Below are 21437 nucleotides of genomic sequence, written 5' to 3'. Positions count from 1 at the left end.
TCGGCTTTTTGCCAATGTCGCAAACAGGCTTCAATCGGCCTGCCGCTCCGCCCTATAGTCCGCCCGCTTTATCACTTTGGAGTCGCGGGCAATGGCAGAGTTTCCGAAAAAGGCGAAGGTCGTCATCGTCGGCCTGGGCGGTATTGTCGGCGCATCGATCGCCCATCATCTGATCGAACGCGGCTGGGACGATATTGTCGGCATCGACAAATCAGGCATCCCGACCGATATCGGCTCGACCGCGCACGCCTCCGACTTCTGCTACACCACCAGCCACGATTTCCTGTCGTGCTGGACGACGCTCTACTCCATCGATTTCTACGAGAAGATGGGTCATTACGCGCGTATCGGCGGCCTTGAGGTTGCGCGTGTCGGCGACGACAGCCGCATGGAAGAGATCAAGCGCAAGATCGCCTCCGCCAAGGCGTTTGGCACGCGCGCCCGTCTGATCGAACCGGCCGAGATCAAGGAAAAATTTCCGCTGATCGAAGAAGCGATGGTGCAGGGCGGCCTGTGGGATCCCGATGCCGGTCTGGTCATCCCGCGCTCGCAGACGGTCGCCGGCAAGCTGGTCGACCAGGCGGAAGCCTCGGGCAAGCTCAAATCCTTCGCCAACACGCCGGCTCGGTCGCTTGTCGTCAAGGACGGCCGCATTTCAGGCGTGGTGACCGATCGCGGCACCATCGAGGCCGACTATGTCATCGTCTGCGCCGGCATATGGGGCCGGCTGATCGCGGAAATGGTCGGCGAGGATCTGCCTGTCATGCCGATCGACCATCCGCTGACCTTTTTCGGCCCCTACAACGAGTTTGCCGGCACCGGCAAGGAGATCGGCTGGCCGCTGCTGCGCGACCAGGGCAACTCGGCCTATATGCGTGACACAGGCGATCCCAGGACCGCCGAGGGCGGGCAGGTCGAATGGGGTTATTACGAAGAGACCAACCCGCGCCTTTGCCATCCGCGCGACCTGCTGGAGAAGGACCAGGCGCGGCTTTCACCCTCGCAGCGCGATCTCGACATGGAACAGATCCTGGCGCCGCTCGAACGCGCCATGGAGCTGACGCCGATTCTCGGCGAACTCGGCTATAACGAAAGCCATTCCTTCAACGGTCTCTTGCAGGTGACCGCGGATGGCGGCCCGTCGATGGGCGAAAGCCAGAAGGTGCGGGGCCTTTGGTATGCCGTCGCCATCTGGGTCAAGGACGGCCCCGGCATGGGCAAGCTGATCGCCGATTGGATGACCGACGGCCGAACCGCGATCGATCACCACGCCGTCGACTATGCGCGCTTCTATCCGCACCAGACAAAGGAGCAGTTCATCTGGGATCGCTGCACCGAGACGGCGATGAAGGTCTACAATCCGGCAGTGCATCCGCGCGAGCCGTTCTCCAAGGCCCGCAACATCAGGCGCTCGCCGTTCTGGGAACGCGAGAAGGAACTCGGCGGCTATTTCATGGAGCTTGGCGGCTGGGAGCGCGCCCATGGCTACGCCGCCAACGAGCATCTGCTGGAGAAATACGGCAACCGGGTGCCGGTGCGTGAGAACGAGTGGGACAACCGCCATTTCTGGCGCGTCTCCAATGCCGAACACCTCGCCATGAGCGAGGATTGCGGCATCGTCAACCTGTCGCATTTCGCCATGTACGACATCGAGGGTCCCGACCATGTCGCGCTGCTGGAATGGCTCTGCGCGGCCAAGATCGGCGGCGACAACAACATCGGCAAGGGTATCTACACCCACTTCCTCGACGAGGAAGGCATGGTGCGCGCCGACTTTACCGTCATCCGCATGGCCGACCGCTGCCGTTTGATCGATGGCGCCGACGCCGGTCCGCGCGACTTCCAGTACATGCGCCGCACGGCACAGGACAAAGGTTTCGATGTCACCATCACCGACGTGACCGAGAAGTATGTCACCATCGGCATCTGGGGGCCGAATGCCCGGGCGACCTTGCAGAAGGTGGTCGAAAGTCCGGACGGGCTCTCTGTTGAGAACTTCCCATTCGCGGCGATCAAGCCGGTCCGGATCGGCGGCAAGGATGTCACCGCTTTCCGCATCTCCTATGTAGGCGAGCAGGGCTGGGAACTGCATATGCGCTACGAGGACGGTCTCGCTGTCTGGGACGCGCTGCGATCGACCGGCGTGATGCCCTTCGGCGTCGAGACCTATGCCAACACCCGCCGCATGGAAAAGAGCCTGCGCCTGCAGAACGCCGACCTTTTGACCGAGTACAATCTGCTCGAAGCCGATCTTGCGCGTCCGAAGGTCAAGGAGAACGACTTTTGCGGCAAGGCCAAGCATGTCGAATACCGCGCCCGCGAGCGCCAACCGGCCATGCTGTGCACGCTGGTGATGACCAGTAATGTCGATTCCAAAGGCGTTGCCCGCTATCCTGTCGGCACGATGCCGGTGATGGACCCGAAGACCGGCGAGACGCTGGTCGACGAACTCGGCCGCCGGTCGTTCACCACGTCGATGGCCTATGGCCCGACCATCGGCAAGAACATCGGCCTCGCCTATCTGCCATGGGCCTACGCCCAGGAAGGCCGCAAGCTCATTATCGAGTATTTCGGCGAGACCTATCCGGTTGAAGTCGCCGCTGTCGGTTACAAGCCGCTTTATGATCCGGAGAATTTGAAGCCGCGCAGTTGATCGCCCGGCAGGCGCAAAAGGCATGAAGGCAAAAGCCTGGCCATCGGCCGCGCTTTTCTCTTCTTAAACAGACGATTCTCGCTTACCCTTGCGGCATGTCTGCTTTTGCCCGCGCAAGACATTTCCTCTCAGGCTGCGCCGCATTCGCGCTAACGCTCTGGCTGGCGCCAGTGTCCCTTGCGGATGAGCCTGTCGATGTCGAGCTGGTGCTGGCGGTCGACGTTTCGCTGTCGATGTCGCCGGAAGAGCTCGAGATCCAGCGTCATGGCTACGCAGCCGCATTGACGCACGACAATGTGCTGCAGGCCATTGCCGACGGCGCCCATGGCAAAATCGCCGTCACCTATGTCGAATGGGCCGGCACCACCTGGCAGCGCGTCATCGTGCCGTGGACGGTGATCGCCAGCCGCACCGACGCCGAGCGCGTGGTTGCGCAGTTGTCGGCGCAGCCGCCCAACAGCGCGCGGCGCACCTCGATCTCCGGAGCGCTGGAGTTCGGCAACGACCTGTTCGCCGAAAGCGGCTACCGAGGCACGAAGCGGGTCATCGACATTTCGGGAGACGGCCCCAACAATCAGGGCGCGCCGGTCAACCTGACCCGCGACGAGCTGATCAAGCAAGGCATCGTCATCAACGGCCTGCCGCTGATGACGCGAGGCGGCTTCATCGGCGCCTACGACGTCAGCAATCTCGATCGCTACTACAGCGACTGCGTCATTGGTGGTCCCGGAGCCTTCATGATCCCGGTCAATGACTGGACGCAGTTTCCCGAAGCCATTCGCCGCAAGCTGGTGTTGGAACTCGCCGGTCCGGCCTCGCCGCAATGGGCGGCGGAAGAAGCCGCGCATCCGCCGGTGATATTGGCACAGGAGAGATCCACCACCGATTGTCTGGTCGGCGAGAAAATGTGGCGAAACCGCAGCTGGATGTTCGACAGCCGCTAAAGCTCTTCCCCATTGAGCGTGATCTTTGCCGAACCGGCTCCCGCTCTTGCCCCGCTGCCTACCTGTTCGGGCTTACGCTCCAGGCTTGCCTCCGCGACCGAAGCAGTGGCAAACTGGGCAGGCCGCGTGACCCAGCCAGGAGCGCTGCCGAACCGAGGAAAAACCGATGAGACGTCTTGCCATCCTGACCGCAGTCGCGTCCGTGCTCTATGCCGACGTCGCCAGCGCCCAATACAACCAGGCTGCCTGTATCATGTTCGAGAACGGGAATTTTCGCGGGCGGTCCATCGGCATGGGTGCCGAGGATTCCGTAAATTTTCGTGGCGGCCAGTTCTGGAATGACCGTGTGTCGTCGGTGATCGTTCGCCGCGGCTGCACGCTCGTGGCCTATGAGGATTCTAGGATGGGCGGCCGCTCGATCGAGATCACGCGCAGGATCCGCAATTTGGGCGGCAGCGACTGGAACGACCGTATCTCCTCGGCGGAATGCACCTGCGACGATTACTGAGGTTGGTTCCAGGCAGCGGGGCGCCGCTGCCTGACGATATCATGACACTAGCCTGTTTGTCCGTGGGCGTATCGGATCAGGCCGCCAGCAGTTGCTTGCGGTCGACGCGCTCCTGCTGCGGCGAGCGGGCGTAGAGTTCTCGGTAGCATTTGGAGAAATGCGATGCCGAGACGAAGCCGCAGGCGACCGCCACCTCGACCACCGGCATCGAGGACTGGATCAAGAGATGCCTGGCGCGGTCGAGCCGGATTTCGAGATAATAGCGGGCGGGGGAGCGGCCCATCTCGGTGCGGAACAGCCGCTCGATCTGGCGGCGCGACAGGTCGACATGGTCGGCGATCTCGATCAGTGACAGCGGCTCCGACAGATTGCCCTCCATCAGTTCGATGATGGTCAGCACCTTTGAGTTCTGGACGCCGAGGCGGGCGCGTAACGGCAGGCGCTGGCGGTCGGTGGGGCTGCGTACGCGGTCGGTCAGCACTTGCTCGCAGACGCGGTTGACGAGGTTCTCGTCAAAGTCGTCGCCGATCAGCTTCAGCATCATGTCGAGCGCGGCAGTGCCGCCGGCGCAGGTGTAGATATTCTGGTCGATCTCGAAGAGGTCGGCAAAGACATTGGCCTTCGGAAACGCCTCTGAAAAGCCCGGCAGGTTCTCCCAGTGGATGGCGCAGCGCTTGTTGGACAACAGGCCGGCGGCGGCGAGGATATGCGCGCCGGTGCACAGGCCGCCGACGGCGACGCCGCGATTGTATTCCTCGCGCAGCCAGGCGAAGGCGGACTTGTTCTGGTAGCGCTCGACGTTGATGCCGCTGCAGACGATGGCCATGTTCGGCCGGTCGGGACCTGCCATCTTCTTGCGCTCATCCTCGAGCGAGGTGTTGACCGCGCATTCGACCCCGTTCGAGGCGCGCACCGGCTTGCCGTCGATGCTGGCGAGGCGCCAGCGATAGGCCTCGTAGCCGAGCATGCGATTGGCCGAGCGCAGCGGGTCGAGCGCGGTCGCAAAAGCGATCATGGTGAAATCGGGAATAAGGAAGAATACAAACGATCGCTTGATCGGATGCTTTACCGCGTTCAAGGGAACCTCACACAGCCATGGCGCGAACAGGATGTCGCGAATAGCATAGCGACATCAGGAAAAACCATGTCTGTCAATCGGCTACGCCGCTACGACAAGATTAAATTTGCGACATGGGTCGCAAATGGGCAATCGGCGTGCAGCGAGCCCTGGAAGTGGCACGAACTGTTCAAGGGACGGGCAACGTACGGCCTGCGCACAGAACAAAACGCCGCTCTGGCTGGAGCCAGGCGGCGTTGCAATTTTAAAGCAGCGGCAGGGATGCGCTGCCTCTAGAAATCTTCAGGCGATGAAGCCGAGGCGCGCCGCATTCATGGCGCCGGTCTGGCCGGGCATGGTGTTGGCAAGACGCTGACGCTCGAGAGCGGTGGTCAGGTTCATTTCGCGGCGGGCAAAGAGGCGTGCAAAAAGCTTCATAATCATCTCCATTTGTTGCTTAGACGGGTCGCCTTCGCTTGATGGAGTGGGGCAGCTCGTTTGCTGGCGCTGATATAGGCTTGTGTAAGTAGAAACTAAATCGCAAAAGCGAAGCGCTTGATATGAAATGCGACATCGATTGCGACAGATTTGAGCAAGGTGCCCAAAATTTACGATTATTTACAAGGCATTAATTGGAAACAGGAGCCGCTATGCGGCTTTCTCATATGCGTCATGCGCCGGCGACATGGCTCCAAAGCTCAGTTGAATACAAGTAAAACAGAGAAGGCCTGCCGGGCGGGCTGCGCGGCAGGCCTTCAGCACATGGTACACACGATCTACTTTGCTCCAGCCCAGGATCCGATGCCATTGCGAGTACCGGTCTTGGTGTCGGAAGCTTCAGGCCAGCCGATGTCCTTCTGCAGTTCGATCGGCAGGGAGCGGATAGCGCGCTCGGTCTGATAGCGCGCGCGTGCCGCGCTGAATTCGGTCGCGATGCGACCAAGGGACGACAGGATAGACATCTCTTTCTCCTTTGGGTTGGCTAGTGCCAGACAGCGAGTTGGCTACTGCGGGTTTGTTTCAACTTCATTTCGTGTCGAATGCAGGTCTGTGTCGAGGTCGTTTCATGGCTGCTTGTGGCAGCTACTGCTTCGATGGAGTTGACTATCCACCCATTCTGATGTTCAATCAAACGAAATGGAATGATGTTTTGTATCAGAAAAATTGAAGGTCGGTTGCCATGAACGCCCCGCTCAATCATCCGCTGCCACTGCTCGATCTCGATGTTTTGCGCACGTTCGTGGCGATTGCCGAGACCGGCAGCTTCACCACCGCCGCCAATGCCGTGTTCCGCACGCCGTCGGCCGTTTCCATGCAGATCAAGAAGCTCGAGGACATTCTCGGCCGCTCCGTGTTCGCGCGCGACGCTCGCTCGGTGTCGCTGACGACGGACGGCGAGATGCTGCTCGGCTATGCCCGCCGGCTGCTGTCCATCAATCGCGAGGTGGTGTCGAAGTTCATCATTCCCGACATTGTCGGTGTGGTGCGGCTTGGCTCGCCGGACGATTACGGTGAGCGCGTGCTGCCGCATGTGCTGAAGCGTTTCGCGCAGTCGCATCCGTCGATCGCCGTCGACGTCACCATAGACCAGAGCAGCAATCTGCGCCGGCGCATGGACGACCGGGCGCTCGACATCACGCTGTTGACCAATTCCTACAAGACCAGCGCGCTCGGCGCCGAGGTGCTGCTGACCGAGCCGATCGTCTGGGCCGGTGCCAAGGGCGGCTGTGCGCATCTGCGCGAGCCCTTGCCGGTATCGCTGTGGGAAGAGGGCTGCGCCTGGCGTGCCGGGGCGCTCGACGCGCTTGGCCGCGAGGGCCGCAACTACCGCATCGCCTATATGAGCGCGCACACGGCCGGCCAGCGCGCCGCGATCATGTCCGATCTCGCCGTGGCGCCATTGCCGAAGTCGTTCCTCGGCAACGACATGGTCGAACTCTGCCCGAAGGACGGCATGCCCGACATCGGGACCTACAATCTGGCGATGGTGGTGGCGCCGGATGCCAGTGCCCCGGTCAAGGCCGTTGCCGACCACATCCGCGCGACTTTCGAAGTCTTCCGGGAAACCGGCAAGTTCTGACCGGCTGGCAAGGACGATAGTATAGAGCTACTCCGCCGCTTCGGCGGGGCGCTGTTCATGCCTTACTCTCGTATCGTGCACGATCCGGCTCTCCCCGAGAAAGGCGACGATGCGCTCGCGGGCGCGCCGCGCTTCCGGCATGTCGATCAGCGGCCAGACGTGGAACATGCCTTCCTCATAGACAAGATCGATTTCAACGCCGGCTGCGCGGGCTTTTTCGGCGAAGATCAGATTGTCGGGAGTCAAAAGATCGCGCGAGCCGGTCAAAAGCAGCGTCCTTGGCAGCACGGACAAATCTCCATAGACCGGGCTGATGTGCCAATCGCTGGGATCGATGCCGGCACTGTACAGGCGAATTGCCTCTCGTCCGCCAGCTATGCCCAGCCAAGGGTCGTTGCGTTCCGCCTCGAACACTGCGGGATTGGTGAGCGACACGTCGAGACCCGGCGAAATGAGCACATGCCGCGACGGCAGGGGCAGTCCTTCTTCGGCGGCCATCATGGTCAGCACCACAGCCATATTGCCGCCGGCGGAATCGCCCATGAAGACGATGTCTTCGGCTTCCGTCTCGGCGAGCATCTGCCGGTAGACATCGCCAACCATTCCGAACATGGCATGGAAATCGTGTTCGGGAGCGATTGGATAGATCGGCACCGTGATCCCGTAGCCCAGCCGATCCGCCATCTCGGCGATTAGGTGCCAATGATAGGGTGTGATTTCAAAGACATATGCACCACCGTGCAAGTAGAGAATCCGCTTCTGCTCGCCGGTCCTGGGTGCGATTTCGTAGACGGGGAAGCCATCGACCGTATGCATCTCGATGTCGAGACGCTGGTGCAGCGAGGCGGGCGGCCGGTGGTTCTCGGTCTTGCGCGCGGCCGCGATCCAGCGCTGCAGATTTTCCGGACTGGCAAATGCCTGCTTGCGGCTGTGCCGCAGGACAAAAGACACGACATGGCTTTTCAAACTTGGCATGCGGATACGCGAACTTCGGCCAAAGCCGACTAAGAGAACCCCCACTATCTTCGAAGATCGTGCCGTGGCCGAAAATGTCAAGATTCGCGCCGTATCTACACGCTGGTGTGATCCGCGCCGCGATGCTCAGCGGCGCGGCAAAAGTGCGGCACGCAGCCGGTTGCTGGTGGTCGCCGGGGACATGCGAGATCCCCGGCGCATGCCGAGCAATTTGCATTTGTCGGCGAAGGTCATCAGCGCGCGGCGCTCCAGATGGTGTTGATGAGTGCTGCCTTTTCGCTGGATCGCGGCGACACCGGCCAGCCGATGTCCTTCTGAATCTCAGGCGGCAGGCTGTTCAACAAGCGCCGCGCCTTGCTGCGGTCGTGAGCATTCTTGATGGCCGTGCCATAGCGGCCGAGGCTTTCGAGCATTGACATCGTTGTCTCCTCTGGAGCGTTGCGACGGCTGAAAGATATCTCCAGCCTGCCATTCGATGCCGGTTGATGCGCCTGCCATGTATCTGGCGAATTTCACGAAAACAGCGTTTTGGTTTCCGGATCAAGCGATCCGGAAACATTTGCATGCAAATGAGTTTGGAAAGGCGGTGGCCTGGGCGCGGCCGCTTATTCCCGTCCACGCCTGGCGGCGTGGCCTTCGCGCGAACGCCGTCGGGGAGCGGCGTCGCCGGCAACGCCGTCCTCGCTGACCGTCTTGCGCGGCGGCAGTTTCACCGCTGCCGACAGTTTTGGGAACGGATCGACCTTGTTGGGCAGCGCCATGGCGTAGACGAAATGCTCCTGGAATTTCGGTTCCAGCGCCGTCTCGATCTTCTCGATCTTGCTGACCGTGTCCTCGATCTCGCGGCGGTAGCCGCGATTGAGCAGCGCCATGCGGGCGCCGGCACCTGCGGCGTTGCCGACGGCCGAGACCTTGTCGAGGTCGCAATCCGGGATCAGCCCGAGCACCATGGCGTATTTCGGATCGATGAAGGAGCCGAAGGCGCCGGCGAAATGGATGCGGTCGACATGCTCGGTGTTCTGCTTTTCCATCAACAGCTTGGTCCCGGCATAAAGCGCTGCCTTGGCAAGCTGAATGGCGCGCACATCGGTCTGGGTGATGGTGATCTTCGGCCCATCTTCCGTCAATGCGGCGGAGCCTTCCTTCAGCACATAGGAGAAGGTGCGGCCGTTGGCGGTGACGCGCGGCGAACGGGCCGAAAGCCCGCCGTCGATGACGCCGTCCTCGGAAATGATGCCGGCGAGATACATCTCCGCCACCACTTCGATGATGCCGGAACCGCAGATGCCGGTGACGCCGGTTGCCTGGACGCTTTCCAGGAAGCCCGGTTCGTCGGACCACAGTTCCGAGCCGATGACGCGGTATTTCGGCTCCAGCGTGTCTGGGTCGATGCGCACGCGCTCGATCGCGCCCGGTGCGGCGCGCTGGCCGCCGGAGATTTCAGCACCCTCGAAGGCCGGGCCGGTGGGCGAGGAGGCGGCAACCACGCGCGAGCGATTGCCGAGCACGATCTCGGCATTGGTGCCGACGTCGACAATCAGCATCATTTCGTCCTGGCGGTGCGGGCCTTCCGACAGCGTCACCGCCGCCGCGTCCGCGCCGACATGGCCGGCGATGCAAGGCAGCATATAGAGCCTGGCGCCCTGGTTAAGCTTCAGGCCGATGTCGGATGCCTTGATATGCACGGCGCCCGAAACGGCCAGCGCAAAGGGCGCGCCGCCAAGCTCGGTCGGATCGATGCCGAGGAACAGATGGTGCATGATCGGATTGCCGACGAAGACGCTGTCCAGGATGTCGTTGCGCTGGACATTGCCTTCGGCACAGACCTTGTCGACGAGACCCGAGATCGCCTCGCGCACGGCGACCGTCATGCCTTCGCGCCCGTCAGGATTCATCATCACATAGGAGACGCGGCTCATCAGGTCCTCGCCGAAGCGGATCTGCGGGTTCGAGGTGCCCGACGAGGCGGCGACGCGGCCCGATAGCAGCGATACCAGATGCATGGCGATGGTGGTCGAGCCGATGTCGCAAGCCAGCCCATAGGCTTCGTTCTTGAGGCCGGGCCACAGCGCCACGACGCGCGCTGTCTCTGAGTCGGCATCCTTGTAGATGGCGGCGGTCGCGGTCCAGTTGCCCTTGCGCAGGATACCTTGCACCTGCGGCAGCAGATGAAAATCGAAATCGAGGCTTTTCAGGCCCCAGTCGTGCATCAGCGCGATCTTCAGGCGGTCGAGGTCGCCAAGCGGCTTGTGCATGTCGGGCTCTTCGATCTCGACATAGCACATGCGGATCGCCGAATCGCGGGCGATGACCCTGGTGTCGGCATCCTTGCGGATGGTCTGCGCGTTGATCACGGTGTCCTGCGGCACGTCGATGACGAGGTCGCCGAGGATTTGCGCCGAGCAGGAGAGGCGGCGCCGTTCGGGCAGGCCGCGGACGCGCTCATAGCGCTCTTCCTTGGCGCCCTTGGGCGTGATGTGGTCGTTGGAAGAGGTGATCTTGTGCTTGGCGAAATTGCCTTCCTGCACTTCGATCTGGCAGCGCCCGCAGGTGGCGCGTCCGCCGCACACACTTTCGACATAGACACCAAGCTGGCGCGCGGCATCAAGCACCGGTGTGCCGACAGGAAACCGCCCGCGCTTGCCGGACGGCATGAAAAGCACGAGCGGATCGGTGATGTTTGCAGGTGAGTTCACGATTGCGCGCTTATCCTCGGCCCATCCGGGCTTCACGGCCGCCACGGCGGCGGCCGCCATTGCCGGCGCCGTCGCCCGGCGCATTGACCTGCGTCGGGGTGGCGACCGCCTGGCCGCCTTCGGCCGGCTTGTAATCCTTGTAGGTTCTGATCCAGTTGGTGCAGTTCTCGTCGGTGCCGTTCAGCACATTGGCGCCGCGCACGGCTTCCATTTCCTGCGGGCGTACCGGGTTCATGATGGCTGATGTCATGCCGGCGCCGATCACCATCGGGATGAAAGCGGCGTTGATGCCGTGGCGATGCGGCAGGCCGAAGGAGATGTTGGACAGGCCGCAGGTGGTGTTGACCTTGAGCTCCTCGCGCAGGCGACGCAGCAGCGCGAACACCTGGCGGCCGGCGTCGCCGAGCGCGCCGATCGGCATGACCAGCGGGTCGACGACGACGTCATGCGCCGGAATGCCGAAATCGGCGCAACGCTGCACGATCTTCTTGGCGACGGCGAAACGGACATCCGGGTCCATCGAAATGCCGGTCTCGTCGTTGGAGATGGCGACGACAGGCACATTGTACTTCTTCACCAGCGGCAGGATGGCTTCGAGCTTTTCTTCCTCGCCGGTGACGGAGTTGACCAGCGGACGGCCCTTGGCAACTTTGAGTGCGGCTTCGATCGCTGCGGTGACGGAACTGTCGATCGACAGCGGCAGGTCGACCAGCCCTTGCACGATCTCCAGCGTCTGCACCAAGAGGCCGGGTTCGGTCTCGTTCGGGTTAACCGAGGTGACACCGGCGTTGACGTCGAGCATGGTGGCGCCGCACGCTGCCTGCTCCAATGCGTCCCTGATGACGGTCTCGAAATTGCCCGCGATCATCTCGGCGGCCAGCTTCTTGCGGCCGGTCGGGTTGATGCGTTCACCGATCACGCAGAACGGCTGGTCGAAGCCGATGATGATTTCTCGTGTCGCCGAAGCGACGATGGTACGGGTCATGAATTCTCTCCGCCGTGATATAAAGATTTCTTTATATCGTTGTCTGTTTTCGTTCAAGCGAATGGGTGGCCGTCCGCGCTTCGCCTTGAGTTAAAGTATGTCGTTGTCCCAAAACCGGTTCCCACTTTTGGGCGACATACATCAGTGCGCGGTCTTCACCATGTCCACCTGCGTTTCGGTAATGTCGTCGTGCAAGATGCTGTCGAGCCGGTCGGCGACCATCTGGTCGTCGCGACGGATCTCACGTTTCCACGGCTGGCGGCCCCTCAGAACGCCCGATTCATCGACGATCTCGGCGACATATTCCTCCTGCCGGTAGGCCATTACGTGAACGCCGGAAACGCCTGATATTTCCTTCACCTCATTGATGATGTCGATGCAGAGCTGCTTGCCTTCCTTCTTCTGGTCCTGGGCGCCTTCCAGCCGCTTGATGACTGAATCGGGAATATGGATGCCCGGCACGTTCGAGCGGATCCATTTGGCCGTCTTGGCCGAGGCGAGCGGGCCGACGCCAACCAGGATGAAGCATTTTTCGGTGTAGCCGAGGTCGCGCACCTTTTGCATGTAGGTGCGGAACATCGGCACGTCGAAGCAATATTGGCTCTGTACGAATTGCGCGCCGGCGGCGATCTTCTTGCCCAGGCGATGCGGCCGGAAATCGATCGGCGGCGCGAACGGGTTGATCGCAGCACCCAGGAAAAGCTGCGGCGGCGTCGTCAGCTTGCGGCCGGACAGGAACTTGCCATTGTCGCGCATGATACGGCAGGTTTCCAACAGCGACATGCAGTCGAGGTCGAACACCGGCTTGGCGCCGGGCTGGTCGCCGGCCTGCACGCCGTCGCCGGTCAGGCACAGCATGTTGGCCACGCCCATGGCGGCACCACCCAGCACGTCGCCCTGGATGGCGATCCGATTCTTGTCGCGGCAGGCGATCTGCATGATCGGCGCATAGCCCATGCGGGTCAAAAGCGCACAGATACCGACCGACGACATGTGGCAATTGGCGCCCGATGCGTCGACGGCGTTGATGGCGTCGACCCAGCCATCGAAAATCTTCGCCCTGTTATAGACGTCTTCGGGATCGGCGCTGTCGGGTGGGTTGAGTTCGGTCGTCACCGCGAATTCGCCGCGCCTAAGCACGCGCTCCAGCCGGCCGCGCGAGGTGTGGCCGGGCAAGGGCTCAAGCGGCAGGTGGATGCCAGCCGGGTTCTCGTCGCGCTGGCGGCCGATCATGCCGACGCCCCGGTGTTGGCCGTCTCATTCTTGGCGGCAGCGGCCGCTTCGCGCGCGGTGGCCGCCTGCGCGGTCACCCGCAGCCAGGCCGAGGTTTCGCGCAGCGACTGGTCGACCGGCTTCTGCACGGTCAGGATCCTGTCGCCGTGCACCATGTTTTGCGAGCCTTCCCAGGCCTTGACCCAGACGCAGGGCATATCGGGCTCGACCTCGCAATTGCCGTTGGCGCGGACGCCGCCGCAAGGGCCGTTGCGCAATTGCTTGGGGCAGTTCATCGGGCACGACATGCCGGTCGAGGACAAGATGCACTGGCCGCACATGCGGCAGTCGAACATGAAGCCCTTGACGCGCTTCTCGACGAATTTGATCGGCCCTTCGACGCGGCCGTAGCCTATGCCCTTCCAGAGGGGATGGAGGAGCAGAAACATGTCGGCGAATTTGGCGTAGAACCATTCGAGCAGACGCGAATGCCTGATCGACCACAGCCGAACCGCAAAGGAACGCTGCACGCGCCGCTGCGGCGACACGTCGGCCGGCTTGTAGTCGGATTTCGGCGCTGCCTTCTTGACCAGAGTGGCTTGGGTAACCGGCTGGACAACCCTTTGGCCATCCTTGGCAGGAATGGTTTCAGACATTTTCTTTGCCGCCTGCCTTGACCAGGGCGACCAGCCGCTCGCGGTCGTATTTCGTGTCGATATCGTTGAATGCCTTCTCGACCTCGGCTTCGAGGTCATCGCCGACCGGGACGGGATCGGCCTTGCGCCATTCGGCCAGATAATCGTCGGTGCCGCCGGCGCCAGTGCGCATCGCGCACATGTCGATCGCCTCGGTGAAGCGCAGCGGCAGTTCGCGCTTGGCGTTCTGCCGGCCCTTCTTGACGATGATTTGGGCTGGGATGTCGCGCCAGTAGACGACGATCAGATCGGCCATGAATTCTCACTCCTCGATCTGCGAGCATTGCCGGAAGCGCAGTGGGGCCGCTTGTTATGGGACGACGCGCGCGCATTCAAAAGCGACGCATTTGGATGTCGTAAAATGAAAGGTGGGTTTATTCGTTTGCGGCGTGTGCTGGCGGCAGGTTCGACGCGCCGGAAGAGCCAGCGTGCGGCATGCGGATACGGGCGAGGAACTCGCTACCAGATGCCGGTTCTGAGGCCCGTCCAGACGTAGAACCAGATCGTCGGATGATACCACAGCTTCGAAGGCAGGCCGGGATCGATCGTCGTGAGTTTTCCAGCCAGTGCATCGCTGACGGCCTCGACGCAGATGTCGCGCGAGAACGCCGTCTGGCGTAGCGCGTGACTTGAGATGGTGTCGCCCTTTTTCGATCGTCCGCGCGCCTGCTTCAGCACGCCACCGGTGTCGACGCCAGCGTCGACGAGGTGGACAGTCGTGCCGAAATTCTGCGCATCGCCTGATACCAGAGCCCAATAGCCGCCATTCATGCCGCGATATTTCGGCGTGATGCCCGCATGGTAATTGAGCACCGGGCAGGGCATTTTGCTCAGCATCTCCGCCGAGATTAGTCGGCAACCGTTGAGCAGCACAACGCCTGGCCGGATCTTCTGGATTACCTGCAGGCACTCAAGCCCATTGGCCGAGGATACTTGGATGATCTCCTGGCCTGGTCGCGGCTCAACCTCCAGCTTCTCCTCGGCAATCAATCGCGCGCTATGGCCGGCCAGGAATCGCTTGCCCAACCTGCTCAGCACCATCGTGCCAAGCTGGCCCATGGCGGAGATCCAGCCTTGGCGGCGAGCCCGGCCACGCAGCAATTGCTTTTTGGATTCAGGGGTTTCGAGGACGACGCTGACAGGACCAACGCGATCGGCGATTGCATTGATCATAGCCCAGACATGCTGGCCGCCGCCGGTGACGACCACGATCCGCGTGCTGGATTCTGATGCTGCCATGGATATTGCCCCCTCCAAGCAACCCGTTCTTGATAATGGTTGGGATGCTAGGGCGTCCGGGTTAATCCTTGGTGATCAGCCTTCGATACACAGTCAGCGCTTGAATTCGATGATATCGAGCTTCGATTCGTAGTAGGGCGCCGGAAATTCGATACGCCATTCCTTGGCGCTGTTGCGGAAGGCGTAGCCGACCTGGTCGGTTTGCGGGCCGCTTCCATAGGGCTTTGCCGGATCATCCTTGACATAGAAGGAGCCGAGATAGATCGCGCGTTTCTCGCCATCGTCGAAGAAGCGGCCCTTGGTGCGCTGCGAACCGCTGATCTTTTCCAGCCGCCAGCCGGAACCGTCGTCGGTCACCTTGCACTTGAACCAGCCATAGATGACGAGCGGCAAAGGCCCGCCGGCCTTGATGGTGCGGCACCGCCAGCTGCCGGTCAGGTCCTTGTCGGAGAAGGCCACCAGCGGTTTTGCCAGCAAGGTGTCGAGTTGCTTGACCTCGGCCGGGTCGCCCGCCTTCGCCTCGGCGAGCGCTGCCTTGCGGGTCTCGCCATATTTGTCGAGCCGTGCCTTGTCGGCTGGGGTGATGAGTTTCTGCACCTCGCCGTCGGCATGAGCGGGCAGGGCGAAACAGAGGAGACCGAGTACGGCTATCAAGAGGTGAGGGGTCATCGTGCGTTTCCACGTTCGAATGGCTGGAGGGCCTGTTGCCTTGTGGCGCACAACTTACCCGTTCTCGATGGCCTGTCATCCAGGGTTGGAGCATAGCGGGTCAAGAATTGCTTCAGGCGTGTGCAGCCGCCAGCGCCATTCCGGCCGTCAGGTCGCCGTAGCCGGTTGCGCGGCGTTCATAGACGAGACCAAGCATTTTGGCGGCCTTTTCGGCGACCTTGTCGAGTTCCGGATCGTTAGTCTGTGCGAGATAGATCAGCTTCTCATAGTTGCCGAAATAGTCCTTGATCAGTTCCGGGTGCTTGTCGAGGCCGAGCGGCTTCATGAAGAAGGCGTCGAACTGCCGGCAGAGGAAGTCGGTCATGTAGAAGGACATCATGTCGTCGTCGGCGATTTTCGCATAGGCCTCCATGCCTTGATAGAAGGCAAAGCAGTGCGGGCCGGCCATGCGCTCGACACCGTGCTTCTCGCAGACCCTGTCGAGCAGGCCGCCGGTGCCGCAATCGGCATAGCCGACGAAGATGTTGCTGTAGCCTTCGGCCTTGGCCTTTTCGATTGCCTTGTCCATGGCCGGAGCGATGCGGTCCGGGTAGAAATGGAATTCCGCCGGCAGGCAGGTCAGGTCGAGGTGATCCAGTCCGAGCTGTTCCTTGACGGCCAGAACTTCACGCGCAATCATCCCGCAGGCGATGACGAGCAGCCTGTCGTCTTGATTCGGTTTCGTTTTTTGCGTCTTGGCCATGGAACCAGTCGAGCGGCCTTCGTTGTTGTGGCGCTAATTATCTATTGAGGGAGACACCGTCCATGAAACTGCTACGCATCACGCCGATTGCCATCCTGGCCTGCGCCTTGGCCCTTGCGGCTTGCGCGAACACCGTCCGTGGTGTCGGCAGGGATGTCAAATCGACTGCCAAGGCGGTCGAGGACACCGTCACCAAGCCCTGATCCGCGCGGCCTTCTCCACCATCTGGGAACAAAAAAGCCGCGCTGCAAGGCGCGGCTTCCTATTGTCCATGTCGAATTGGCCAATCAGGCCGAAGCGCGCACATTGTGCTTGCGCTTCATGTAGTCCTTGGCGGTCTCGACCGCCACCGCCGCATCGCGGCAATAGGCATCGGCGCCGACGGCCTTGCCAAACTCCTCGTTCAGCGGCGCGCCGCCGACCAGCACGACATAATCGTCGCGGATGCCCTTTTCCTTCATCGTATCGATGACGACCTTCATGTAAGGCATGGTCGTGGTCAGCAGTGCCGACATGCCGATGATGTCCGGCTGGTGCTGTTCGATCGCATCGAGATATTTCTCGACCGCATTGTTGATGCCGAGATCGATGACGTCGAAGCCAGCACCTTCCATCATCATGCCGACGAGATTCTTGCCGATGTCGTGGATGTCGCCCTTGACGGTGCCGATGACCATCTTGCCCTGCTTCGGCGCGCCAGTGGCGGCGAGCAGCGGACGCAGGATGAACATGCCGGCCTTCATCGCGTTGGCCGAAAGCAGCACTTCGGGAACGAACAGGATGCCGTCGCGAAAATCCTCGCCGACGATGCGCATGCCTTCGACCAGCGCTTCAGTCAGCACCTTGTAGGGCACCCAGCCGCGCTCGAGCAGGATGTTGGTGCCTTCCTCGATCTCTTCCTTCAGCCCGTCATAGAGATCGTCGTGCATCTGCTGCACCAACTCGTCGTCGGAAAGTTCGGAAAGGATGATCTCGTCGTCGGACATTTGTATCGAGCTCCTGCCGGCATCGCGACCATGTCGCAAGGCACACATCTTCGCGTTCATACCTAACCCGCTGAGGGCATGTATCCATAGCTGATTTGCGACTTCCCGCAAAAGGAAAGCGACCGTAACTCTCTTGGAATTCTTGTCGATTTTGCGACAGGCGTTGGCGCTGGCGGGCCGTTTCGAATAGGGTGCATGGCTACGATCTGGCAAGAAGCGGCGAGATGCAGCCGCTATGGATTCCAGACAAGAACAGATTCAGGGAAGAACCACCATGAGCGAACACGCGGCAGTCGATCAGGAAGCGTCAAACGCGCGACGTGGGCGTGGCGCCAGCGGCGGGGCTGCAGCCCGGCGGGCAGCACGTTCGGGCGGTGGCCCGGGTACGCAGCTCACCTACATCAAACGCAAGATCAACGTTTACGAGGTGCTGGACGAGGAAGGCCTGGCGATTATCGAAAAGAACACCGACACGGTGCTCGAAGAGATCGGCATCATTTTTCGCGATGACGCCGAAGCGCTGCAACTCTGGAAAGAGGCCGGTGCCGACGTCAAGGGCGAGCGCGTGCACTTTCCGAAGGGGCTGTGCCGTTCGCTGCTCAAGACCGCGCCGTCCGTCTACACTCAGCATGCGCGCAATTCCGAGCGTTCGGTGCAGATCGGCGGCAATGCCACCGTCTTTGCGCCAGTCTACGGTCCGCCCTTCGTGCGTGACCTCGATGGCGTCAGGCGTTATGCGACGATCGAGGATTTCCAGAATTTCGTGAAGCTCGCCTATATGGCGCCGTCGATCCACCATTCGGGCGGCACGGTGTGCGAGCCAGTCGACGTGCCGGTCAACAAGCGCCACCTCGACATGATCTACAGCCACATCAAATATTCCGACAAGCCGTTCATGGGCTCGGTGACCGCGCCGGAACGCGCCGAAGACACCGTCGCCATGGCCAAGATCGTGTTCGGCGACGATTTCGTCGAGAACAACACGGTGCTGACCAGCCTGATCAACGCCAACTCGCCGATGGTGTTCGACGAGACCATGCTCGGCGCGCTGAAAGTCTATGCGCGCCACAACCAGGCCTGCATCGTCACGCCGTTCATCCTTGCCGGCGCGATGAGCCCGGTGACGGTGGCCGGCACGCTGACGCAGGTCCTGGCCGAAGTGCTGGCCGGCGCCTCGTTCACGCAGCTGATCCGTCCCGGCGCGCCGGTGCTGTTCGGCACCTTCGCCTCGTCGATTTCGATGCAGTCGGGAGCGCCGACCTTCGGCACGCCGGAGCCGTCGCTGGTGTCTTATGGCGCCGCGCAGCTGGCGCGTCGGCTGGGCCTGCCGTTCCGCACCGGCGGTTCGCTCTGCGCGTCCAAGGTTCCGGATGCGCAGGCCGCCTATGAGAGCGCCAACACGCTGAACTCGACCATCCTGGCCGGCACCAATTTCGTGCTGCATTCGGCCGGCTGGCTCGAGGGCGGGTTGGCGTCCTGCTACGAGAAATTCATGATGGACATCGATCAGCTCGGCATGACGCAGAAATTCTCAGAGGGCGTCGACCTGTCGGAAAACGGCCAGGCGATGGACGCCATCCGCCAGGTCGGCCCCGGCAGCCACTATCTCGGCTGCGACCACACCCAGGCCAATTTCCAGACCGCCTTCTACCGCTCCAACATCGCCGACAACAATTCCTACGAGCAGTGGCTGGCCGAAGGCGAGAAGACCGCGCCCCAACGTGCCAACGAACTCGCCCGCCGCTGGCTGGAGAGCTACGAGGCGCCGTATCTCGATCCGAGCATCGACGAAGCGTTGCAGGACTTCATCGCCAAGAAGAAGGGGTCGATGCCCGACGCCTTCACTTGAAAGGAGCCCGAGTCAGGCGGGGCTAAAGTCGCCAACATCATCCACAAGGAAGTCTGGCGGAGCGCGTTCTCCGATCCGGTCAAGAAGGAATGATTGCCGCGGGGCGCCGGGTTGAGGACATCGCGACCGTGCTTTCGGCCCATGGCCTCATCCTGCGCGGCGGCTTCAAGTGCGGAGCGAGCGAAACCCCGTTTGCCGACCTCTCAGGTGCTCCCGTCAAATCCGTCCTGCTGGTCGGGCAGGCGGGTGCAGCGCCTTGGCCGCATTTCCTGCGCTGGATCGACAAGCAATCGCAGACCATCGCCAATCCGCTCGACACGTGGTCGCGCGAAGTGATCGGAGCCGTGGCCGAGGCATTCGGGGCGCGAGCCGTTTCCCCTTCCGACAGACCTTATCTGCCGTTTCAGCAATGGGCGATGCGGGCGGAGGGACTGAAGCCGTCGCCGCTCGGCATCCTCATGCATCCGCAATACGGGCTATGGCATGCCTATCGCGGTGCGCTGCTGTTCGAGGACGAGCTTCCGATTCAAGCCGGCGAAACGGCGCCTCACCTTTGCGATAGCTGCGTCGAGAAACCTTGCCTGAAATCTTGTCCGGCCGACGCCTATTCCGCGCAAGGATTTGCTTATCAATCCTGCCTGGCGCATGTGCGTGGAGCCGGCGGCTCGCCTTGCCGCAGCGGCGGCTGCCTTGATCGCAATGCGTGCCCCTATGGCACGGAGTATCGCTATCCGCCGGAGGTTCAGGCCTACCACATGGCGAGCTTCGCACGCGCCACCAACTGATCCATTCCCATTGCGTGGTGCTCGTTCGCTTCGAGCATCTTGACGGCAGTTAGAACCAAGCCTATTCACAAGTCATCTGATGACTTGATGAATAGGCCGATGCAACCTGCTATCCGAACCAATCTCACCGACAGCGCTACCGAGAGCCTGCGGGCTGAAATCGTCAGCGGCCGCTGGGGTGTCGGCGAGCGTATCCCCAACGAGGCAGCTCTGACCGACCTTCTGTCGGTCAGTCGGGGCACCGTCCGCGAGGCGGTGCGGGTGCTGGTCTCGCAGGGGTTGCTGAATACGCGTCAGGGCTCGGGCACCTATGTGCGCTCCGCCGTCGATACTTCTGCCGCGCTTGACCGGGTCAAACGCAGCGGCTTGCGCGATCAGTGGGAGGCGCGGGCGGCGCTGGACCTCGAGGCCGCGAGGCTCGCCGCCTTGCGTCACACGCCAGCCGACCTCGAGCGGATGCGGCAATTGCTTGCCGCGCGCGGCACCGTCGCCGACGGCGGAAGCGAAGCCTTCATCCGGCGCGATCTTGCTTTCCACAAATCCGTCGTCGCGGCGTCCGGCAACAGGGCGATGATGGAGCTTTATGACTTCTTCACCGCCGCCATCACCGAGACCATCCATGCCACCATCGACGGCGATCTGCCCGAACCGGACCACCAGGCGCATGCGGCAATCGTCGACGCCATTGCCGCGAGCGATCCCGAGCGCGCCGTTGCCGCCGTCCGAGCCTTCATGGCGCCGGTGCTTGCCCAACTTGAAAGACTGCTTTCGCAATGAACCAGAGTTTTCGTCAGCCTGATCCGAAGGCCGAGGTCGAGGGTCTGGAACTCGTCGATACCGAGGCCGACAGCCTGCCCATGCCGCAGCCGCCTGAACTGCGCAGCCGTGCGGCGCGCATCATGCTTGGCGCAAGCCTTGTGCTGATCGCCTTCAGCTTGAGGCCGCTGTTTTCCAGCCTGTCGGTGCTGTTGCCCGAGGTGATGCAGGCAACCGGTCTTTCGACGACGGGCGCCAGCCTGCTGACGACGCTGCCCGTCCTGTGCCTCGGCCTGTTCGCGCCCTTCGCGCCAAGGCTTGCGCAGCGCTATGGAGCCGAGCGCACTTTGCTCGGGGCGCTCGCCTTGCTGGTGCTGGGAACCGGCCTGCGCTGGTTCGGTACGGTTCCCCTGCTGTTTGTCGCCACATTCCTGGCCGGTGGCGCGATTGCCATCGGCAATGTGCTGCTGCCGGGCCTGGTGAAGCGCGATTTCGCCGACAGGGCCGCTATCATGACCGGGTTCTACACCATGGCGCTCTGCGCCGGCTCGGCTGCCGCTGCCGGCTTCACGCTGCCGATCGAGCATTTTGTCACCGGTTCATGGT

Annotated in this window: 23 protein-coding genes; 9 read left to right on the top strand and 14 right to left on the bottom strand. The window is 62.0% G+C overall.

Going from position 1 to position 21437, the window contains the following annotated elements; genetic code table 11:
- Positions 1–91: 91 nt before the first annotated feature.
- The 3 genes from EOA19_RS18160 (at position 92) to EOA19_RS18150 (ending at position 4105) form a co-directional block, all read left to right on the top strand.
- Complete coding sequence (locus tag EOA19_RS18160) at positions 92–2653, top strand: FAD-dependent oxidoreductase (RefSeq protein WP_023812327.1); 2562 nt, start codon at positions 92–94, stop codon at positions 2651–2653.
- Between the two features lie 95 nt (positions 2654–2748).
- The gene (locus tag EOA19_RS18155) at positions 2749–3597 is read left to right on the top strand and encodes a DUF1194 domain-containing protein (RefSeq protein ID WP_128304387.1); all 849 of its coding nucleotides are present in this window, start codon (positions 2749–2751) and stop codon (positions 3595–3597) included.
- 166 nt (positions 3598–3763) lie between these two features.
- Positions 3764–4105, top strand: a complete 342-nt coding sequence (locus EOA19_RS18150) for a peptidase inhibitor family I36 protein (protein WP_023812325.1) — start codon at positions 3764–3766, stop codon at positions 4103–4105.
- A 76-nt stretch (positions 4106–4181) separates the two neighbouring features.
- On the opposite strand, the gene EOA19_RS18145 is transcribed toward EOA19_RS18150, so the two are convergent.
- From EOA19_RS18145 to EOA19_RS18130, 3 genes are all read right to left on the bottom strand, one after another.
- Positions 4182–5120: a GlxA family transcriptional regulator gene (locus tag EOA19_RS18145; protein WP_348625597.1), complete on the bottom strand. Its 939-nt coding sequence runs from the start codon at positions 5118–5120 to the stop codon at positions 4182–4184.
- Positions 5121–5465: 345 nt separating this feature from the next.
- Positions 5466–5600 (bottom strand): hypothetical protein, encoded by a 135-nt coding sequence (locus EOA19_RS36405; protein ID WP_023812324.1) that lies wholly within the window; start codon positions 5598–5600, stop codon positions 5466–5468.
- 338 nt (positions 5601–5938) lie between these two features.
- A complete protein-coding gene (locus EOA19_RS18130; protein WP_013531162.1) occupies positions 5939–6124 on the bottom strand; it encodes a hypothetical protein in 186 nt (61 codons plus the stop codon).
- A gap of 218 nt (positions 6125–6342) precedes the next feature.
- On the opposite strand from EOA19_RS18130, the gene EOA19_RS18125 reads away from it, so the two are divergent.
- Positions 6343–7242: a LysR substrate-binding domain-containing protein gene (locus tag EOA19_RS18125; RefSeq protein WP_127291815.1), complete on the top strand. Its 900-nt coding sequence runs from the start codon at positions 6343–6345 to the stop codon at positions 7240–7242.
- Between the two features lie 27 nt (positions 7243–7269).
- Here EOA19_RS18125 and EOA19_RS18120 read toward each other — a convergent pair whose 3' ends face one another.
- The 10 genes from EOA19_RS18120 to EOA19_RS18075 form a co-directional block, all read right to left on the bottom strand.
- Entirely contained in the window at positions 7270–8217 is a 948-nt protein-coding gene (locus tag EOA19_RS18120; RefSeq protein WP_128304386.1) for an alpha/beta hydrolase, read from the bottom strand.
- A gap of 233 nt (positions 8218–8450) precedes the next feature.
- Complete coding sequence (locus tag EOA19_RS18115) at positions 8451–8636, bottom strand: hypothetical protein (protein WP_127258513.1); 186 nt, start codon at positions 8634–8636, stop codon at positions 8451–8453.
- Positions 8637–8822: 186 nt separating this feature from the next.
- Positions 8823–10973, bottom strand: coding sequence for an ASKHA domain-containing protein (locus tag EOA19_RS18110; protein ID WP_128304385.1), 2151 nt, complete (start codon positions 10971–10973; stop codon positions 8823–8825).
- Positions 10924–11898 (bottom strand): methyltetrahydrofolate cobalamin methyltransferase, encoded by a 975-nt coding sequence (locus tag EOA19_RS18105; protein WP_128304384.1) that lies wholly within the window; start codon positions 11896–11898, stop codon positions 10924–10926. The genes EOA19_RS18110 and EOA19_RS18105 overlap by 50 nt, the downstream gene beginning before the upstream one ends.
- 141 nt (positions 11899–12039) lie before the next feature.
- A complete protein-coding gene (locus tag EOA19_RS18100; protein ID WP_128304383.1) occupies positions 12040–13131 on the bottom strand; it encodes a methylenetetrahydrofolate reductase in 1092 nt (363 codons plus the stop codon).
- Positions 13128–13766 carry a methylenetetrahydrofolate reductase C-terminal domain-containing protein gene (locus tag EOA19_RS18095; RefSeq protein WP_128304382.1) on the bottom strand — a complete coding sequence of 213 codons (639 nt, stop codon included), beginning with the start codon at positions 13764–13766 and terminating at the stop codon, positions 13128–13130. The genes EOA19_RS18100 and EOA19_RS18095 overlap by 4 nt, the downstream gene beginning before the upstream one ends.
- Entirely contained in the window at positions 13759–14061 is a 303-nt protein-coding gene (locus EOA19_RS18090; RefSeq protein ID WP_023812316.1) for a virulence factor, read from the bottom strand. The genes EOA19_RS18095 and EOA19_RS18090 overlap by 8 nt, the downstream gene beginning before the upstream one ends.
- A gap of 203 nt (positions 14062–14264) precedes the next feature.
- Positions 14265–15044: a formyl transferase gene (locus EOA19_RS18085; protein WP_128304381.1), complete on the bottom strand. Its 780-nt coding sequence runs from the start codon at positions 15042–15044 to the stop codon at positions 14265–14267.
- Positions 15045–15137: 93 nt separating this feature from the next.
- Positions 15138–15713, bottom strand: a complete 576-nt coding sequence (locus tag EOA19_RS18080) for a DUF4893 domain-containing protein (RefSeq protein ID WP_128304380.1) — start codon at positions 15711–15713, stop codon at positions 15138–15140.
- A gap of 112 nt (positions 15714–15825) precedes the next feature.
- A complete protein-coding gene (locus EOA19_RS18075; RefSeq protein WP_128304379.1) occupies positions 15826–16455 on the bottom strand; it encodes a DUF1638 domain-containing protein in 630 nt (209 codons plus the stop codon).
- 62 nt (positions 16456–16517) lie between these two features.
- On the opposite strand from EOA19_RS18075, the gene EOA19_RS18070 reads away from it, so the two are divergent.
- A complete protein-coding gene (locus EOA19_RS18070) occupies positions 16518–16658 on the top strand; it encodes an entericidin A/B family lipoprotein (RefSeq protein ID WP_013531174.1) in 141 nt (46 codons plus the stop codon).
- Between the two features lie 84 nt (positions 16659–16742).
- On the opposite strand, the gene EOA19_RS18065 is transcribed toward EOA19_RS18070, so the two are convergent.
- Positions 16743–17441, bottom strand: coding sequence for a B12-binding domain-containing protein (locus tag EOA19_RS18065; RefSeq protein WP_126069400.1), 699 nt, complete (start codon positions 17439–17441; stop codon positions 16743–16745).
- Between the two features lie 274 nt (positions 17442–17715).
- On the opposite strand from EOA19_RS18065, the gene EOA19_RS18060 reads away from it, so the two are divergent.
- The 4 genes from EOA19_RS18060 to EOA19_RS18045 all read left to right on the top strand — a co-directional run.
- Positions 17716–19290, top strand: a complete 1575-nt coding sequence (locus EOA19_RS18060) for a trimethylamine methyltransferase family protein (protein WP_128304378.1) — start codon at positions 17716–17718, stop codon at positions 19288–19290.
- An 89-nt stretch (positions 19291–19379) separates the two neighbouring features.
- Complete coding sequence (locus EOA19_RS18055) at positions 19380–20075, top strand: 4Fe-4S dicluster domain-containing protein (RefSeq protein WP_128304377.1); 696 nt, start codon at positions 19380–19382, stop codon at positions 20073–20075.
- Between the two features lie 99 nt (positions 20076–20174).
- On the top strand, positions 20175–20852 hold the full coding sequence (locus EOA19_RS18050; RefSeq protein WP_128304376.1) for a FadR/GntR family transcriptional regulator: 678 nt from the start codon (positions 20175–20177) through the stop codon (positions 20850–20852).
- A partial coding sequence (locus EOA19_RS18045) for an MFS transporter (RefSeq protein ID WP_128304375.1) occupies positions 20849–21437 on the top strand: 589 nt, incomplete at its 3' end. The genes EOA19_RS18050 and EOA19_RS18045, both read left to right, overlap by 4 nt.

The sequence above is a fragment of the Mesorhizobium sp. M7A.F.Ca.US.010.02.1.1 genome, from assembly GCF_004023085.1.
GTDB lineage: Bacteria > Pseudomonadota > Alphaproteobacteria > Rhizobiales > Rhizobiaceae > Mesorhizobium.
The sequence above is the reverse complement of the archived record's forward strand: the minus strand, read 5'-3'. Positions and strand labels throughout refer to the sequence as shown.